Genomic DNA, 17,572 nt, shown 5'->3' with positions numbered 1-17,572 from the left:
CATCCGTAAGCACTACAAAAGAGCACATTCAGGGAGGCGGCCACTCGAGGGTCCGGGCGTTGACCTCGCTGGTAGGCTGACAGCGGCTGCTGACCCCGTGCGGGAGAGTCCTCCGACAACCTCGGGGGCGCCGAAGGAGCAAATCCTCCCCGGAATCTCTCAGGCCCACGTACCGCACGGACGAGGTCACTCTGGAAAGCAGAGCGGATGTCGACGGCTTCCGCTCTCACCGACGGTGAAAGCCGGCGCCCACGGGCGTCCGGTGAAGCTCTCAGGTTGAGATGACAGAGGGGGAGGCCGTCGGGGTATCCGTACCGGGGTGCCCCTCGAAGGTCGCGTCAGACCAGGAGGCCTCCGCAATGACCGCCCATCGCACCCCGCTCTCCGAGCTCGAAGCCGGCATTCCGTTCGAGCAGCGCCACATCGGGCCCGACCAGGAGGCGCGGGCGAAGATGCTCGCCCAGGTCGGTTACGGCTCGCTCGACGAGCTGACCGCCGCCGCCGTCCCCGATGTGATCAAGAACGCCGACGCCCTCGACCTGCCGGGCGCCCGCACCGAGGCCGAGGTGCTCGCCGAACTGCGCTCGCTCGCCGACCGCAACCAGGTCCTCGGCTCCATGATCGGTCTCGGGTACCACGGCACGTTCACTCCGCCGGTCATCCTGCGCAACGTCATGGAGAACCCGGCCTGGTACACGGCCTACACGCCCTACCAGCCGGAGATCTCCCAGGGGCGGCTCGAAGCCCTGCTGAACTTCCAGACCGTGGTCGCCGAACTCGCCGGTCTGCCCACCTCCGGTGCGTCCCTCCTGGACGAGGGCACCGCCGCGGCCGAGGCGATGGCGCTGTCCCGGCGCATGGGCAAGAACAAAAAGGGCCTGTTCCTGATCGACGCGGACGCGCTGCCGCAGACCATCGCCGTCATCCAGACGCGCGCCGAGCCGACCGGTGTGGAGGTCGTCGTGGCTGACCTCAGCGACGGCATCCCGGCCGAGGTCGCCGCCCGTGAGATCAACGGCGTGCTGATCCAGTACCCGGGCGCCTCCGGTGCCGTACGGGACATCAAGCCGGTCATCGACCAGGCGCACGAGCTGGGCGCCCTGGTGACGGTCGCCGCCGATCTGCTGGCGCTGACCCTGCTGACCTCCCCGGGCGAGCTGGGTGCCGACATCGCCGTCGGTACGACCCAGCGCTTCGGTGTTCCGATGGGCTTCGGCGGTCCGCACGCCGGCTACATGGCCGTGCACGAGAAGTTCGCGCGGAGCCTGCCCGGGCGGCTCGTCGGCGTCTCCGTCGACGCCGACGGCAACAAGGCCTACCGGCTCGCGCTGCAGACCCGTGAGCAGCACATCCGCCGGGAGAAGGCGACCAGCAACATCTGCACCGCCCAGGTGCTGCTCGCCGTGATGGCCGGCATGTACGCCGTCTACCACGGTCCCGAGGGCCTGCGGACCATCGCCCGGCGCACCCACCGCTACGCCACCATCCTCGCCGGGGGGCTGAAGGCCGGCGGTGTCGAGATCGTCCACGAGGCGTTCTTCGACACGGTCACCGCGCGGGTGCCCGGCAAGGCCGCCGAGGTCGTCGCCGCCGCGCGGGAGAACGGGGTCAACCTGCGCCTGGTCGACGCCGACCACGTCTCCGCGGCCTGCGACGAGACCACCAACCGGGCCCAGCTGGAGGCCGTCTTCGCCGCCTTCGGTGTGGCGGGCGACATCGAGACGCTGGACGCGACCGCCGAGGACACGCTGCCCGAGGCCCTGCTCCGTTCCGACGAGTACCTGACCCACCCGGTCTTCCAGCAGCACCGCTCGGAGACCGCGATGCTGCGCTACCTGCGCAAGCTGGCCGACCGTGACTACGCGCTCGACCGCGGCATGATCCCGCTGGGCTCCTGCACGATGAAGCTCAACGCGACCACGGAGATGGAGCCGGTCACCTGGCCCGAGTTCGGCCAGCTGCACCCGTTCGCGCCCGCCGAGCAGGCCCAGGGCTACCTCACGCTCATCCATGAGCTGGAGGACCGGCTCGCCGAGGTCACCGGCTACGACAAGGTCTCACTGCAGCCGAACGCGGGCTCGCAGGGCGAGCTGGCCGGTCTGCTGGCCGTCCGCGGTTACCACCGCGCCAACGGCGACGAGCAGCGCACCGTCTGCCTCATCCCGTCCTCCGCGCACGGCACCAACGCGGCCAGTGCCGTGATGGCCGGCATGAAGGTAGTCGTCGTGAAGACCGCCGAGGACGGCGAGATCGACGTCGAGGACCTGCGCGCGAAGATCGAGCAGCACCGCGACGAACTGGCGGTCCTGATGATCACCTACCCGTCGACGCACGGTGTGTTCGAGGAGCACGTCGCCGACATCTGCGCCCAGGTGCACGAGGCCGGCGGCCAGGTGTACGTCGACGGCGCCAACCTGAACGCCCTGGTCGGCCTGGCCAAGCCGGGCCACTTCGGCGGTGACGTCTCCCACCTGAACCTGCACAAGACGTTCTGCATCCCGCACGGCGGTGGCGGCCCGGGCGTCGGCCCGGTGGCCGTACGGTCGCACCTGGCGCCGTACCTGCCGAACCACCCGCTGCAGCCGGAGGCCGGCCCGGAGACGGGCGTCGGACCGATCTCGGCGGCTCCGTGGGGCTCGGCCGGCATCCTGCCGATCTCGTGGGCGTACGTCCGTCTGATGGGCGGCGAGGGCCTGAAGCGGGCCACCCAGGTGGCCGTGCTGTCGGCGAACTACGTCGCCAAGCGCCTGGAGCCGCACTACCCGGTGCTCTACACCGGCCCCGGCGGCCTGGTCGCTCACGAGTGCATCATCGACCTGCGCCCGCTCACCAAGGCGACCGGCGTGAGCGTCGATGATGTGGCCAAGCGCCTGATCGACTACGGCTTCCACGCGCCGACCATGTCCTTCCCGGTGGCCGGCACGCTGATGATCGAGCCGACGGAGTCCGAGGACATCACCGAGCTGGACCGGTTCTGCGACGCGATGATCGCCATCTGCGCGGAGATCGAGAAGGTCGGCGCGGGCGAGTGGCCCGCGGAGGACAACCCGCTGCGCAACGCCCCGCACACCGCCGCCGCGCTCGGCGATGAGTGGAAGCACGCCTACAGCCGCGAGGAGGCCGTCTTCCCGGCCGGTGTCTCGACCGCCGACAAGTACTGGCCGCCGGTGCGCCGCATCGACCAGGCCTTCGGCGACCGCAACCTGGTGTGCTCCTGCCCGCCGCTGGACGCCTACGAGGACTGAGCGTAACGAGGCCGAGGGCCCCGTCCGTGCCACGGACGGGGCCCTCGGCCGTTCCCGGCCGGCCGGCGTTCTCGCTGCCTACGCCGTCGCCAGGGACACCTCGGTCGCCTTGATCAGGGCGATGACGTCGGAGCCGACGAACAGGCCGAGGTCGTCGGCCGCGTCCCTGGTGATCACGGCGGTGAGCTGGCCGGCTTCCATGGTGACCTTGACCGAGGCCATGGCCTCGCCGGTGGACAGCTGGGTGATGGTGCCGGCGAACTGGTTGCGGATCGACAGGCCCTCGACACGGCTGGTGGCGAGGGAGACCTCGGTCGACTTCACCAGCGCGCGGACGGGGCTGCCGGGGGCGAGGACGAGCTGCTCGACGGCCTCGCGGGTGACGGCGGCCGTCAGCTCCCCGCCGCCGTCCAGCCGGACCTTGACAGTGGCCATGACTTCGCCGGGGTGCACCTCGGTGACGGTGCCCGGGAGCTGGTTGCGGATGCTCAGGGTCATGGTCCCTCACCGTAGTGCGCGGGGAGGGCCGGGAAGGGTATGTGCGGGTACGGGTCGTTCCGGCCGTCGCCCGGACCGGTGCACGGAGCAGCGCCGCGACCGGTCCGGGCGGGGGACAGCCGGGCACCGGTCCGGTGGAGGACAGCCGGGCATCGGCCCGGTGGGGTGCTGCGGGGTACGGTGTTCCGCTCGTCAGGGGCGGTCGATGTGCACGTTGGTGGACTTCACGCGCGCGGTGGCCTCCATGCCGACCTCCAGGCCCAGTTCCTCCACGGCTTCCCGGGTCAGCAGCGAGACCAGCCGGTGCGGGCCGGCCTGGATCTCCACCTGGGCGGCGACGTCACCGAGCTTGATGGCGGTGACGATGCCCGGGAAGGCGTTGCGGACGGAGGTGTGCGAGGCGCCCTCCTCGCCGACTCCGCCTTTGGCCAGCTCGACCGAGAACGCGGCGAGATCCCTGCCGTCGATGAGGCGCCGCCCGGATTCGTCGCGGTGGGTGGTCACCCGGCCGGCATCGGCCCAGCGGCGGGCGGTGTCCGGGCTGACGCCGAGCAGCCGCGCGGCCTGGCCGATCGTGTAGGACTGCATGCCGGTCACGATAGGGCCATGCACCGGGACCCGTGGATGCGGGGGCCGTGCATCGGGCGCGTCGTCACCCGGTGTGCACCCGGGGCCGGCGGACCCGGTCCGGTTCCGCCTCGCGGAGCACCTCGCGGGTGACGGGGGCGACCTCGCCCTGGCCGAAGAGGAAGAAGCGCAGGAAGTTGGCGAACGGGTTGCCCTCGGTCCACTCGAAGTAGATGTGCGGCGTGCAGCCCGTGGCGTCACGGACGTGCAGGAGCAGTGCGGCGAGGGCGTTCGGGATGGAGGCGGACTCCAGGGTCAGCACACGGTAGCGGCCGTGCAGCACCTCGCCGCGTACGGTCAGGCCCGCCTCGAACTCGGACGGGTCGGTGACCGTGACCTCGACGAAGACGAAGTCCTCCTGCTCCGGCATGTCGTTGTCGGCGCGGATCTGCTCGAGCTTGTCGCGGTACTCGGCCTTGTCACGATGGTCCGGTTCATTGGCGATGAACCGTATCTTCCGGCTGGCCATGTCCCGGATGAATCGTTCCGCCATCGGGTCGAGCGTCACGCTGGTCACGCGCAGCTCGAAGGCGCGGGCCAGCCGGGATAGCAACGAGACCAGGATGATGCCCGCGATGAAGCAGGCACCGATCTTCACACCGTCCGGGCGCTCGATCACGTTCACCACGGTCGTGTACAGGAACACTGCCGAGATCACCGCGAACGCGATGGTCCAGCCGCGCTGCCCCGCCTTGCGCGCGGCGATGGTCACCGCGATCGCGGCCGAGCTGATCAGCACCAGCACACCGGTCGCGTAGGCGCCGCCCTGTTTGTCGACACTGGCGTCGAAGATCCAGGTGACCAGGAACGCGACCAGGGTGAAGACGATGACCATCGGGCGCACCGCGCGCGCCCAGTGCGGGGCCATGCCGTACCGGGGCAGGTAGCGCGGCATCAGGTTGAGCAGACCGGCCATGGCGGAGGCGCCGGCGAACCACAGGATGCAGATGGTCGAGACGTCGTACACCGTGCCGAAGACGTTGCCCAGGTACTCGTGCGCGAGGTAGGCGAGCGCGCGGCCGTTGGCCTGGCCGCCCGTCTCGAACTCCTTCTCCGGGATCAGCAGCGTGGTGATGAAGCTGGTGGCGATCAGGAAGCAGCTCATGATGAGCGCGGCCGTGGTCAGCAGCTTCTTGGTGTCCCTGATCCGGCCGGCCGGCCGCTCGGCGGTGTCGTCGGGGTCGCCCTTGACGTGGGGCATGACGGCGACACCGGTCTCGAATCCGGACAGGCCGAGGGCGAGCTTCGGGAAGACGATCAGGGCGACGCCGATCATCACGAACACGTTGCCGTGCTCCGCCGTCAGGGCGCTGCCCCAGTCGGTGATCACATGGCCGGCGGTGACGACGTGCCACAGGCCGGAGACCACGACGACGACGTTGAGCGCGAGGTAGATGCCGACCAGCGCGACCGCGACGCCGATCGCCTCCAGGAAGCCCTTGAGGAAGACGGCGCCCAGCAGTGCCACGAGGAACAGGGTGATCAGCATCTGTTTGCCGTCCAGGGCTTCCGTCAGATGCGGGTTCTCCACCAGGTGGGTGGAGGCGTCGGCGGCGGAGAGCGTGATGGTGATCAGGAAGTCGGTGGCCGCGAAGCCCAGCAGCGTGAGCACGAAGAGCTTGCCCTGCCAGAACGACAGCAGCCGCTCCAGCATCGCGATGGAACCCTCGCCGTGCGGGCTCTCGTCGGCCACCCGGCGGTAGACCGGCAGCGCACCGGCCAGGGTGACGATGACCAGCACGATGGTCGCCACCGGGGAGAGCAGTCCGGCCGCCAGGGCCGCGATGCCCGGCTGGTAGCCGAGGGTGGAGAAGTAGTCGACACCGGTCAGGCACATCACCCGCCACCAGCGCTGTCCCTGGTGCGCGGGCTCCGGCTCGGCGTGCGGTCCGGTGTGGCCACCGCCCTTGCCCATGTCGGACAGTCCTTCCAGCATCCAGGCGCGCAGGCGGCTGGTACTGGGAGGGCGCTCGGTCGTGGCCATCGGCGTGCTCCTGGTGATGCGGCTCAGCTCTTTCCGGCCATCACGCGGACGGCGGCACCAGCGTAAGCAGAGCGTGACGCCCGGGCCCATGGATCAGGGGGCGCGAGGCGTCAAGCTTGCGTTAAGAATGGTGCGGACGAGGGGAGGCCGCACGAAGAAGCGGAGGCCGCGGGTGGTCGGGGCCGGCGCGGCCGGTCGGGTGACCCGTCCGTCGCCGGGCGGGCATGGGGCGCGGCCGTGGACATCGAGCGTCATGACCTACGCCGCCTCGGAACCCGCCCCCTCCACGCGGCCCGTTCATCCGGTCCCGGTCCGCATACCCTCGGCCCGTCCGTCCGTCCGGTCCCGGTCCGCACACTGCCGGCCTGTCCGTCCGGACCCGGCCGGTGCACTCCCGCTCCGGCCCGCTCACTCCATTCCCGAGGTGCGGAAGACGGCCAGGGCCGTCTCCCGGTCCAGGCGGCGCTCCAAGCGGTGCAGGGCCGACGTGCCGCACCGGAGGGATCCGGTCGCCTCGGACCTGCGGGCGCCCTCGTCCAGCCGGTGCCAGAGGTCCGGGTTGCGCACGAGCACCTCGGGGTCGATCTCGACGCGGCTGCCGAGGGCGTCGCGCAGCATCAGGGCCAGCAGCAGCCACAGGCCGGCCCGCCACCAGGTCAGCGAGCCGGCGACCCGGTCGACGCACAGCAGCAGTCCGAACAGCGCTCCGGCGCAGCAGACCGAACGGCGCAGATCCTCCGCCCAGCTGCGGTCGTGCACCACGGTCGCGGCGGTGGAGGGCGCGGGGGCCGGGCCCGTCGCCCGGGGGTGTGCGTCGTGGCTGCGCTCCATGAGGGAAACGGTAGTCGGACGGCGGTCCGCCGCACCCCGCGTTGACGGTGCCCTGACGGCCGGGGGACGGTTCTTGACGGAACGGCAGCGGCGGCCCGGACTCTCACGGACCGTGCGTGCAGGCCCTCGCAGGTACGCGTGCCTGGCCTCACAGGCCCCGTGGGTCGATGCGCAGATGCCAGGTGTTGCGGCGGTGGACGGAGAGCAGTTCGGACTCCAGCGGGGACGGGGGCACCGCCAGGACCGGGCACACCGCGTGGGCGAGGCAGTGCCGGGAGACCCGGCCCGAGAAGGCCCGCTGCAGTCCGCGTCGTCCCGCGCCCACGACCAGGACGTCGTTCTCCCGGTCGGCGGTCGCCACCAGCGCCCGGCCCGGTGCGCCGCGGACGACGACGGCGCGCATCGGCACCCCGGGTCCGTCCGCCCCGAAGATCTCGTCCAGCACCGCGGCCAGCCGCTGCTTGGCCAGCCGTTGGCACTCGGCGGCCATCGGGCCGGCCTCGGGGCTGCGGCGTGCCGCTGGATCGCCGCCCGGCGGTTCCCAGGCCAGCACCGGCCACAGCTCGGCTCCCAGCCGGCGGGCCAGCGAGGTGGCCCGCCGCAGGGCCGTGACGCTGCCCAGGGAGCCGCTCACCCCGACCACCACGCGCGCGACCGCCGAGACGTCGTAACCGGACATGGTTCCACCCGTTCCGCACAGGCACCGACGGGACGGCTCCCGAAGGCGGGCTCGTCCGCGAGGGCCTCGCTTCCTTCCATCCCACTCCTGCACCGCCGATTCGACCAGCCGGGCGGCGCTGTCGCTGGTCGGAAGCCGTGTCCGCGCCGCACCGCGCGGGGCGGGCGCCCCAGGACCGCTCCCGTTGCGCGAACCGTCCCGCTACCCTCCGCAGTCGGCCCCGGGTATGCGTCGGGGCCGGTGCGCATCGAGTGTGTGCGGCCGGCCCCTCAGGTCACTGTGCTGTTCAGGCGGCGGTCATCACCCTGTCCGTACCGAGCGGGCGGTGCGGGGCGATGATGCTGCCGTCGGGCAGCAGTTCACCGGTGTCCTCGAAGAGCAGGACGCCGTTGCACAGCAGGCTCCATCCCTGCTCCGGGTGGTGCGCCACGAGACGGGCGGACTCCCGGTCGGCGGACTCGGCAGGTGGGCAGGGCGTCTGGTGCTGGCACATGGGCGGGATCTTTCGGTCTGTCGTGATCATGTCCGTCCCCCGTGATGATGAGTCGGTCCGAAACCAGTGTTGTCCTCCGCGGGTGATTCCGCAGGGATTTCACAGCACCGCTTCTCACTGGTTCATGACGCGTCACCCGCGCGGACGGTTCAGTCCAACTGCACTGTCCCTTTGGGTGGTTTGCACTGACCGGAAAGAGCTAGTCCCCCGGGGCAGGGGCGAAAGAATCCTTGGCATATGCCTGTCGGCGCGGGTCCGCCGTCCTCCGGAAAATCACGCGTACCCCGCTTCCCTTCCGGGCGGCGGGGTACGCGGGCCCCTGTCAGGCAGGTGAGCCGAGCAGGGGAAGAGGAGTCGCCCGATGGGTCAGCACCGGGAGCAGTTCGGCGACCCGGAACGGCCGGTGCGCCGAAATGCCGGGCGGTGCCGGGGCCAGCGGAACGAGCAGGTCGGTGGCGGCCGGATGCCCCTCGGTGCCGTCGCCGGTGCACTCGCCGTGCAGCCACAGGGTCAGCATGTAGAGGCCGGGCACGGAGAGCAGCCGGGCCTGGTACGACTGCTGCAGCCCCTCGGCCTGCTGCAGGGCGCGCTCGGTGGAGGTGACGTACGGGCCCTCGAAGAAGTGCGAGAAGGCCCAGCCGTCCGGGGTGAGCATGGTGTCGGCGGCGGCCACCGCCCGGTCGCCGCAGCGGATCAGGAAGCGCCAGCCGGCCAGCCGCGTCGCGGACAGGCCTTGCGCGGTTATCCGGTCCAGTACGTGGACCGGCAGTGGGAGCTCTGGTGTCACGGGACCCTGCGCGGCGCGCAGGGAGGGGGTACGGGCCTCACGGACCGCGGTGGGGGAACCGAGGGCCGTGAGGACGGAGCGCAGGGCAGGCGCAGGGGCAGGGGGCACGTGCAGCGGCATGTGGGTCGCCTCTCAGTCGACAGGCGCGGCGGCGCGAGAAAGGTGGGGCGGACGGCGCTGTCTGCTCACGGAAGGCCGGAGAGGTGGGGGCCCGGGTCGGGTGTGAACGAGGGTGAGGCTCGCTCTGCCGCCCGTCAACCGGGACGACAGAAACACGGCGGAAACCGGGACCGAGGGCGCCAACCTTGTGCCTTGTGGACGAAGTTTATACGACGCGTGTTCGGTCGATCTTTCGTCTATCTCAACCCGGAGATTCTGGCAAGGCGGAATTAGGTCGCTGATTTACGAAACTCATCCCGATTTCCGGACGGGTGCCTCGCTGCTGACCTCGGCGTACGCGCCGGTAGCGGTCGGCCAAATGTAGTCGGCGTTTTTCACGAGGCTCGCGGGGCACCCGAAGATGCGAGCTGCGGCATGCCTCGTGAATGTGCCGCCGGGAATAATCCGACAGGGTAGCGGGCGGAGGGCTCGCGCGGGACGTTATCGATCGCTTCGGCTGGGCATCATCCCACCTGACTTGGGAGCCCGGCGGCCGGATCGTCGGCCCGCCCATCCGAGGAAGGACACTTAGATGGGGGAGAAGGTCGTCGCAGGGCAGTTCGACCTGTCCGATCGCCAGCGATACCGTGAAAAGCTCCAGAAGTGCCTCACGGGACTGGAGCGGCTGCTGCGCGAGAAGCGATTCGACCGCCCCAAGAACCTCATGGGCGTCGAGATCGAATTGAATCTCGCCGGGCCCGACGGTATGCCGAAAATGTTGAACGGGCAGGTACTGGAGCGCATCGCGAGCCGGGACTTCCAGACAGAGCTGGCCATGTTCAACCTGGAAGTCAACATCGCCCCGCACCGGCTGGGCGGCCGGGTGTTCGACCGGCTCGCCGAGGAGCTGCGCACATCGCTCGCCTACGCCGACCGGAAAGCCGGTGAGGTCGACGCCGGCATCGTCATGATCGGCATCCTGCCCACGCTGGACCGGGACGACCTGGTCTCCTCCAACCTCTCCGAGGTCGACCGTTACACGCTGCTCAACGACCAGATCGTCGCCGCCCGCGGAGAGGACTTCCGGCTCGACATCGAGGGCGTGGAGCACCTGGTGTGCACCTCGAAGTCGATCGTGCCCGAGGCCGCCTGCACCTCCGTACAGCTGCATCTCCAGGTCACCCCGGCCCGGTTCGCCGATGTGTGGAACGCGGCCCAGGTGGCGTGCGCCGCGCAGATCGCCGTGGGTGCCAACTCGCCCTTCCTCTTCGGCCATGAACTGTGGCGGGAGTCCCGGCCCCCGCTGTTCCTCCAGTCCACCGACACCCGGCCGCCCGAGCTGCAGGCGCAGGGCGTACGGCCGCGCACCTGGTTCGGAGAGCGGTGGATCACCTCCGCGTACGACCTCTTCGAGGAGAACCTGCGCTACTTCCCGGCCCTGCTGCCGATCTGCGACGCCGAGGAACCGCTAGAGGTCGTGGAGGCGGGCGGGGTGCCCAGACTTGCCGAACTCGTCCTGCACAACGGCACGATCTACCGCTGGAACCGGCCGGTGTACGGCATCGCGGACGGGGTTCCGCACCTCAGGGTGGAGAACCGGGTGCTGCCGGCCGGGCCGACCATCACGGACGTGATCGCCAACGCGGCCTTCTACTACGGCCTCGTCCGGGCCCTCGCCGAGGAGTCCCGGCCGGTGTGGACCCGGCTGCCGTTCGCCTCCGCGGAGGCCAACTTCGACGCGGCGTGCCGGTACGGCATCGACGCGCGCTTCGTCTGGCCGCGGCGGGGACGGTACGGCGGCACGGGCGAGGTCGACGCGGTCACGCTGGTCCGTGACGAGTTGCTGCCGCTCGCCTCGGCCGGGCTGGACGCGTGGGGTGTGGAAGCCGCCGACCGGGACTTCTACCTCGGTGTGATCGAGGAACGCTGCCGGCGCCGGGTCAACGGGGCGTCGTGGCAGGCGGCCACGTTCCACCGGGCACTGGAGCAGGGGCTGTCCCGCGAAGCGGCTCTGGCGGCCACGACGCGACGGTACGCCGAGTTGATGCACGTCGGGGAGCCGGTGCACACCTGGCCGGTGGGGCTGCCCGAGCCGGCGCGGCTGGGCTGAGCCAGGCCTCGCGGCCGCCGCAACACCACCGCCACCGGGGCTCGGGGGAGGCAGCTCTGGCGAGGGGGTCGGCTGTTGGTGGGGGTGGGCTGGGGGCAGGTTTGGTGGGTGTTTCTGCGATCCTTGCCTGGCAGAGGTGGGCCAGGGGCCCGTGAGGCGGGTGGAGGCAGGGGTGCAGGTGGAGGCTGACTCGGTGGCCGGTTCCTCGGCGCGGGAGCGCGACCCGCGGCAGATGCTGAGGGACGAGACAGTGATCGTGCTGGCGCTCTCCCTCGGCGCGAGTGGGGTGTCCGCGCTGATCAGCTTCATCGGCTCGGTGACCAAGCCCGGCGGTCTCAAGGACCAGGCGGCCACCCTCAACGCCTCGGCCGCGCCGGGCCGTCCCTGGCTGGACCTGGCCTGGCAGCTCTTCGGCATCGCCTCCGCCCTGGTCCCCGTGGCCCTCGTCGCCCACCTGCTGCTGCGCGAGGGCACGAGCCTGCGCGTCCTCGGCTTCGACCGCACCCGCCCCTGGCCCGACCTGGCCCGGGGCGCCGGCATCGCGGCCGTGATCGGCAGCACCGGCATCGCCTTCTACCTGGCCGCCCGCGGCCTCGGTTTCAACCTCACCGTCGTACCCGAGGCACTCCCCGACGTGTGGTGGAAGTACCCCGTGCTGATCCTCTCGGCGATGCAGAACGCGATCCTCGAAGAAGTGATCGTCGTCGGCTACCTGCTGCGCAGGCTGGGCCAGTTGGGCTGGACGCCGGGGACCGCACTGGTGGCCAGCGCGGTCCTGCGCGGTTCGTACCACCTCTACCAGGGCATCGGCGGCTTCCTCGGCAACATGGCCATGGGCGTGGTGTTCGTCTGGCTGTACCGCCGTTGGGGCCGGGTCGGGCCCCTGGTCGTCGCGCACTCGCTGCTCGACATCGGCGCGTTCGTCGGCTACGCCCTCCTCGCGGGCAAGGTGGGCTGGCTGCCCACCGCCTGAGACAGCCACGGCCCGGGCCGACCGCCCGAGGCGGCCGTCAGGCGCGCAGCTCGCCCTCGATGACGGTGACCGCGCGGCCGGTGAGCAGCGTGCGTTCGCCGTGCAGTGTGGTGCGGACCAGCCCGGTGCGGCGGGACGCCTGAAGCCCGGTGAGTTCGCCGCGGCCGAGGCGGGCGGCCCAGTGCGGCGCGAGCGCGGTGTGCGCGCTGCCCGTGACCGGGTCCTCGTCGATGCCGACGTTCGGGAAGAAGCACCGCGAGACGAAGTCGTGGCCGCGGGACGGGTCGTCGGCGCGGGCGGTGGCGATGATGCCGCGCGAGGAGTGGGCACCGAGGGCCTTGAGGTCGGGGCAGAGGCCGAGGACCGTCTTCTCGTCGGCCAGCTCCACCAGCAGGTCGCCGACGTTCGGGCCGGTGTCGAAGGCGGCGACCGGCTCGGCGCCGAGCGCCTCGCCGACCCCGGCCGGGATCTCGACCGGGGTGAGCGGTGCGGTCGGGAAGTCGAGGGTGATCGAGCCGTCCGCGCCGGGCGTGGCGATCAGTACGCCACTGCGGGTGGCGAACCGCACCGGCCCCCGGTGAGCGCCGGTGGTGTGCAGGACGTGGGCCGTGGCGAGCGTGGCGTGCCCGCACATCGCGACCTCGGCGACGGGCGTGAACCAGCGCAGCGCCCAGTCCGCCTCGCCGTCCTCGGCCAGCCGGTGAGCGAAGGCGGTCTCGGCGTGGTTGACCTCCATGGCGACGTTCTGGAGCCAGTCGTCGTCCGGGAAGACGTCGTCCAGGAGCAGTACCCCGGCCGGGTTCCCGGCGAAGGGGCGGTCGGTGAAGGCGTCCACGATTCGAATGCGCATGGCCCGACGCTAGTGGTTCCTGCGGCTCGCGGCCCAAGGCCAATTCACGAGTCCCGGACTGCTTCCGTGCCGCGCTCGCCCCGGGCCATCGGCCACGGGGCGAGCCGGGCCACACCGAACGACACCTCCGGCACGAGGAACGGCCACAGCACCGCCGGCCCGCCGTGCGCCGGTGCGTAGGCCTGCCAGAGTGAGAACAGCACGCGCGCGACGCCGTCGAGGAGCCCGTGCAGCGGGAGCGGCCGTACCACCCGCAGGAGGGACCGGACCACCACGACGGAGCCCATCAGGTTGGCGTACAGGGTCTGCACCGGGTTGAGCGCGGGCCGGCACCGGCTGCCCCCTGCGCGCGGCCGAGCCCGCGTGATCAGGCGGTGACCAGGGGTGCGACCATCCTCGGATGCGAGAGATCGACGAGTTGGTCAATGTGGGCGATCCGGCGTGGCCGGAGCTTCGGGAGATGCTCTCGGCGAGCACCGTTCCCGTTCAGGTGCTGCCTGCCGATGCCGACGAGGGTCGCCGGTGCCTTCTGCAGATGCAGGTCACGGCGCGATCGGCGCTGGGGGCTCTGGCGTTGAACACCGGCGGACTGCTCCTGGACGACGGGTGGGTGCGAGTGTTCGGCGGGGGTCCGGGCACGGGTGGAGGGCTTCCGAGTCTGGCGCGGGCCAACCGCTTCCCCGCGGACTTCGATCCGTTGTGGTATCCCGCCACAGGTCTTGTCGTCGGCCAGGACGTCGTCGGTGGAGTCTTCGCGCTGAACGGTGGGGATCCTGCGGGCGGGGGCCGGCCCGGGGTGCCGGGACAGATGACGTACTTCGCGCCCGACACTCTCACATGGGAAGAGATGCAGATGGGCCACTCCGAGTGGGTCTCCTGGCTGCTCTCGGACCGGTTGGAGACGTTCTACGACGGGCTGCGGTGGCCCGGCTGGCGCGAGGAAACCGCGGCCCTGGACCTGTCGCAGGGCATTTCCGTGTATCCGTTCCTGTGGTCCGAGGAGGCCCACGCCGATCTCGCGGCGACGAGCCGACGGCCTGTGCCGATGCGCGAGGTCATCGGAGTCGCCGCGGACTTCGCCCGGCAGATGGGACCGGCCGACCCCGGGTTCCTCGGCGACGTGTGACCGGGTTCGCCGCGCGAAGACGACCGCGTCCGGACCGTCCGCGAACCGGCTCGCAATCGGCCCACGACCGGCACGAGCACCCGCTGACCCAGTAGCCCTGGGCCTGACCCAGTAGCCCTGGGCCTGGAGCCTCCGGTGTCGGGGTGAGTGCATCCGACTTACGGGTTGGTCTCGGACGAGCGTCGGCGGGCGAGAGCGAGGCTCGTCAGCGCCGTGATCGCCATGGCGCCGATGCCGACCAGCGCCGCGGTGGTGTAGGCGCTGTCGTCGGGGAAGAGGCGGCCGGGGCCGGTGCCCGCGGCGAGGATCAGGCCGCCGACGGCGCTGCCCAGGGAGTACCCGACGCTGCGGACGACGTAGTTGAAGCTCATGGCGCTCGACGTCTCGCTCTTGGGGGTGACGGCCAGGATGACGCCGGGCATCGCGGCCGAGAAGCCGCCGACGCCGAAGCCGAGCACGCCCATCGCCGCGAACAGTTCGGCCAGGTCAGAGCGGGCCGCCGCGAACAGGGCGAATCCGCCGCCGACCACGACGGCGCTGCCGGCCAGGAGCAGGGGGTCGGCGATCCGCGTCCGGATGCGCGGCGTGAGCTTGCCGGCGACGAACCCCAGCACCGAGAACGGGATGAGGACCAGCCCGGCGACGAAGGTCGTCAGCCCGAAGCCGTAGCCGGCGCCGTGCGGCGTCTGCGCGTACCGGGTGATGAGCGTGAGCAGGAGGTACATGCCGATCCCGCCGACGAACATGGCGAGGTTCGCCCCGGCGACCGCCGGGTGCCGCACCGCCCGCACATCGACCAGGGGCGTCGTGCCGCGCAGCTCGATGACGGCCCAGACGCAGAGCAGCACCACCGCGACGACGGCGAGACCCGCCGCCACGGCGAGGTGCCGGCTCCACAGATTCCGTTCGCCGGCGAGGAGCAGCACCAGGAGCAGCGCAGCGGCCAGGACGACCGCGCCGGCCACGTCCAGGTGGGCGGAGCGGCCTTCGGGGGCTTCGGGCATGGAGCGCCACGCGGTCAACAGGGCGGCGGCGGTGACGACCAGGCCGAGGCCGTAGGCGGCCCGTACCCCGCCGAGCTGGGCGAGCAGTGCGGCCAGCGGGTAGCCGACGCCGGCCCCGATGACCGAGACCACCGAGATCAGGGCGATCACGGCCGCGCTACGCTCTTCGGGGAGGTGGTCCCGGGCCACGCCCATCATCAGCGCCGTCAGTCCGAGCCCGACGCCCTGGGCCGCCCTGCCGGCCAGCAGCCACGCGAACGGCAGCGGCAGCACGGTGAGCGCGCTGCCGGCGACGACGACCGCCAGCGTGGCGAGGATCGTGGTCCGCCGGTGCGGGCCGGCTCCGAGCCGGCCCAGGACCGGCGTGGCGACGGCGCCGCTGAGCAGCGCGACGGTCAGCGTCCACTGCGCGCTGCCGAGCGAGACGTGGAACGAGGTCGCCACGCTGGTGATGAGCGGCGTCCCGAGGCTGGCGACCGCGGCCACGACCAGAGCGATGAACATCAGGGCGGGCACCAGCAGCCGCGCCTCGGACCGCGCCACCCGGAGCGTCTTCACCGCCTCCCCGTCGACCGGCTGCCCTGTCACTGCTTCGGCCCTTCGCGGTCCTGGCTTTCGAGCTCTGCCAGGTGTTTCAGCGCCGGAAGGGCCGCCACCAGCGCCTCGACCTCGTCGCCGGTGAGCCCGCCGATCAACCGCTCGAACGCGTGGACGCCCGCCTGGCGCCGCGTCCGGACATAGGAGGCGCCGGCCTCGGTCAGGCACACCAGCGTGACCCGCTTGTCGGACGCGTCGCCCCGCCGCTCGACCAGGCCGGACTCCTCCATCACCCGGACCAGGGCGGTCATCGCGGGCTGGGTGACGCCCTCGACTGCGGCCAGATCGGTGATGCGCCGCGGACCGGTCCGGTCCAGGGTGGCCAGGGTGGCGGCGGACGTCAGGCTCATGTCCCGGGGCAGGCGTCTCGCGGCCCTGGTGGCCAGGCCGTAGAGGGCTGCCCCGATGGCGGCGGACGCGCCAGGAGTGGTGTCTTGACGACTCATGCCGGAAGCATAACATTTTTATATTCATAGGTTATGGGAATGGCCGACGGGCGCGGGCGGCCTCGCCCGCTGGGTGCCGGTGGCGTTTCAGGGGCTCCCACTGCGCTTGTCCTGGCCGATGGACCCGCAACGACATGCTCCCTGCCGGAGGGCGGCCCGGCGGTGCCGATGGACTCGGCCGTAGCCGGCGCGGATCTCGCCGCTGACGTCCGGAACAGCCAGAACGGCTGCGACGCGAACCACGGGATTCGAGGGTCGAAGTCCATCGAGATCGCGTGATCACGCACCAGTCAGGACTCGAACCCACGTCCGCAGCATCGTGTGCTTGAGGCGACCATCGGGTGCTTGAGACGACCAGCGCACCGGATCAGATCACCTGAGACAGGGGCCAGGTCGTCTGAGGCGGGGCACGGGTCCCCTGGGAAGGGGCCTTGTCGTGCGATCGGTTCCGATATATCGTTGAGGCATCGCGAACGATACGCGATGCAGACGTGACTGATCAGCGATGGAATGGAGTGATCGCGATGCGTACCCACGGATACGAGCGTGGACATCGGCACGAGGGCCCCGGGCACCGGGGCATGGGCGGCTTCGAGGGTCGGCGGGCCGCTTTCGGGCCCTTCGGGCCGGGCGGCCCGGGGTTCGGCCCCGGCGGACCCGGATTCGGGCCGGGACCCTGGGGGCCGCGAGGGCGAGGAGGCCCGCGGGGGCGGGCCCGGCGGGGTGACGTGCGCGCCTCGATCCTGGCACTGCTCAAAGAACGGCCCATGCACGGCTACGAGATGATCCAGGAGATCGCCGAACGCAGCGGCGGCGCGTGGAAGCCCAGCCCCGGCTCGGTCTACCCCACCCTGCAGCTGCTGGAGGACGAGGGCTTGATCGCCAGCGAGAGTGAAGGCGGCAAGAAGCTGTTCGCCCTGACCGAGGGCGGTCGCGGCGCCGCCGAGGAGGGGCCGGACGCCCCCTGGGAGGAGGCCTCGCGCGGGGTCGACTGGGAGGCGCTCGGCGAGATCCGCCAGGCCGGCTTCGGTCTGATGGAGGCCTTCGGCCAGGTCTGGAAGACCGGCAGCAAGGAGCAGCGGGACAAGGCGCTGGCCGTCATCAACGACGCTCGCAAGAAGCTGTACCTGATCCTGGCCGACGAGCACTGAACCGGCTGCGCCCGGTCGCGGCCGGCGAGCACTGAACCGGCGGTGCCCGGTGCTGGTCGGCGGGCGCTGAAC

The 17,572-nt window shown here is 71.2% G+C and carries 15 protein-coding genes, 1 pseudogene and 1 riboswitch; of the genes and pseudogenes, 5 read left to right on the top strand and 11 right to left on the bottom strand.

Annotated features, from left to right (window positions below; all coding sequences use genetic code 11):
• The first annotated feature begins 90 nt into the window (after nucleotides 1-90).
• Nucleotides 91-185: riboswitch (glycine riboswitch) on the top strand.
• Nucleotides 186-359: 174 nt separating this feature from the next.
• Nucleotides 360-3,245: an aminomethyl-transferring glycine dehydrogenase gene (gene gcvP / locus JK359_RS13810; RefSeq protein WP_201835413.1), complete on the top strand. Its 2,886-nt coding sequence runs from the start codon at nucleotides 360-362 to the stop codon at nucleotides 3,243-3,245.
• A 78-nt stretch (nucleotides 3,246-3,323) separates the two neighbouring features.
• Here the strand turns inward: gcvP and JK359_RS13805 are convergent, their stop codons facing one another.
• The 7 genes from JK359_RS13805 to JK359_RS13775 all read right to left on the bottom strand — a co-directional run bounded on the left by JK359_RS13805 (nucleotide 3,324) and on the right by JK359_RS13775 (nucleotide 9,264).
• The gene (locus JK359_RS13805) at nucleotides 3,324-3,743 is read right to left on the bottom strand and encodes a TOBE domain-containing protein (protein WP_201835411.1); all 420 of its coding nucleotides are present in this window, start codon (nucleotides 3,741-3,743) and stop codon (nucleotides 3,324-3,326) included.
• Between the two features lie 192 nt (nucleotides 3,744-3,935).
• Complete coding sequence (locus JK359_RS13800) at nucleotides 3,936-4,331, bottom strand: TOBE domain-containing protein (protein WP_201835410.1); 396 nt, start codon at nucleotides 4,329-4,331, stop codon at nucleotides 3,936-3,938.
• 64 nt (nucleotides 4,332-4,395) lie between these two features.
• Nucleotides 4,396-6,354, bottom strand: coding sequence for an APC family permease (locus tag JK359_RS13795; protein WP_201835409.1), 1,959 nt, complete (start codon nucleotides 6,352-6,354; stop codon nucleotides 4,396-4,398).
• A gap of 408 nt (nucleotides 6,355-6,762) precedes the next feature.
• Entirely contained in the window at nucleotides 6,763-7,185 is a 423-nt protein-coding gene (locus tag JK359_RS13790; RefSeq protein WP_201835407.1) for a hypothetical protein, read from the bottom strand.
• Between the two features lie 148 nt (nucleotides 7,186-7,333).
• Nucleotides 7,334-7,864, bottom strand: a complete 531-nt coding sequence (locus tag JK359_RS13785; RefSeq protein ID WP_201835405.1) for a universal stress protein — start codon at nucleotides 7,862-7,864, stop codon at nucleotides 7,334-7,336.
• Between the two features lie 286 nt (nucleotides 7,865-8,150).
• Nucleotides 8,151-8,357, bottom strand: coding sequence for a DUF5999 family protein (locus tag JK359_RS13780; RefSeq protein ID WP_201835403.1), 207 nt, complete (start codon nucleotides 8,355-8,357; stop codon nucleotides 8,151-8,153).
• Between the two features lie 322 nt (nucleotides 8,358-8,679).
• Nucleotides 8,680-9,264 (bottom strand): hypothetical protein, encoded by a 585-nt coding sequence (locus JK359_RS13775; protein WP_201835401.1) that lies wholly within the window; start codon nucleotides 9,262-9,264, stop codon nucleotides 8,680-8,682.
• Between the two features lie 571 nt (nucleotides 9,265-9,835).
• Here JK359_RS13775 and JK359_RS13770 point away from each other — a divergent pair.
• Together JK359_RS13770 and JK359_RS13765 are read left to right on the top strand one after the other, a co-directional pair.
• A complete protein-coding gene (locus tag JK359_RS13770) occupies nucleotides 9,836-11,353 on the top strand; it encodes a glutamate-cysteine ligase family protein (protein ID WP_201835399.1) in 1,518 nt (505 codons plus the stop codon).
• 172 nt (nucleotides 11,354-11,525) lie between these two features.
• Nucleotides 11,526-12,326 (top strand): CPBP family intramembrane glutamic endopeptidase, encoded by an 801-nt coding sequence (locus JK359_RS13765; protein ID WP_201835397.1) that lies wholly within the window; start codon nucleotides 11,526-11,528, stop codon nucleotides 12,324-12,326.
• Nucleotides 12,327-12,363: 37 nt separating this feature from the next.
• Here the strand turns inward: JK359_RS13765 and JK359_RS13760 are convergent, their stop codons facing one another.
• Together JK359_RS13760 and JK359_RS13755 are read right to left on the bottom strand one after the other, a co-directional pair.
• Nucleotides 12,364-13,176 (bottom strand): PhzF family phenazine biosynthesis protein, encoded by an 813-nt coding sequence (locus tag JK359_RS13760; RefSeq protein WP_201835395.1) that lies wholly within the window; start codon nucleotides 13,174-13,176, stop codon nucleotides 12,364-12,366.
• 44 nt (nucleotides 13,177-13,220) lie between these two features.
• Nucleotides 13,221-13,502: pseudogene (locus JK359_RS13755) on the bottom strand (hypothetical protein); the annotation flags it as partial.
• A gap of 74 nt (nucleotides 13,503-13,576) precedes the next feature.
• Between JK359_RS13755 and JK359_RS13750 the strand changes: the two are divergent.
• On the top strand, nucleotides 13,577-14,302 hold the full coding sequence (locus JK359_RS13750; RefSeq protein ID WP_201835392.1) for a DUF2625 family protein: 726 nt from the start codon (nucleotides 13,577-13,579) through the stop codon (nucleotides 14,300-14,302).
• Between the two features lie 158 nt (nucleotides 14,303-14,460).
• On the opposite strand, the gene JK359_RS13745 is transcribed toward JK359_RS13750, so the two are convergent.
• Both JK359_RS13745 and JK359_RS13740 read right to left on the bottom strand, forming a co-directional pair.
• Nucleotides 14,461-15,894, bottom strand: coding sequence for an MFS transporter (locus JK359_RS13745; protein ID WP_201835390.1), 1,434 nt, complete (start codon nucleotides 15,892-15,894; stop codon nucleotides 14,461-14,463).
• Nucleotides 15,891-16,253 carry a MarR family winged helix-turn-helix transcriptional regulator gene (locus JK359_RS13740; RefSeq protein ID WP_201835471.1) on the bottom strand — a complete coding sequence of 121 codons (363 nt, stop codon included), beginning with the start codon at nucleotides 16,251-16,253 and terminating at the stop codon, nucleotides 15,891-15,893. Before JK359_RS13740 ends, JK359_RS13745 begins: the two co-directional genes overlap by 4 nt.
• Before the next feature lie 620 nt (nucleotides 16,254-16,873).
• Here JK359_RS13740 and JK359_RS13735 point away from each other — a divergent pair.
• Entirely contained in the window at nucleotides 16,874-17,500 is a 627-nt protein-coding gene (locus tag JK359_RS13735; protein WP_201835388.1) for a PadR family transcriptional regulator, read from the top strand.
• Nucleotides 17,501-17,572 lie beyond the last annotated feature (72 nt).

The sequence above is a fragment of the Streptomyces actinomycinicus genome (assembly GCF_016741775.1).
In the GTDB taxonomy this organism is placed as follows: domain Bacteria; phylum Actinomycetota; class Actinomycetes; order Streptomycetales; family Streptomycetaceae; genus Streptomyces; species Streptomyces actinomycinicus.
The sequence above is the reverse complement of the archived record's forward strand: the minus strand, read 5'-3'. Positions and strand labels throughout refer to the sequence as shown.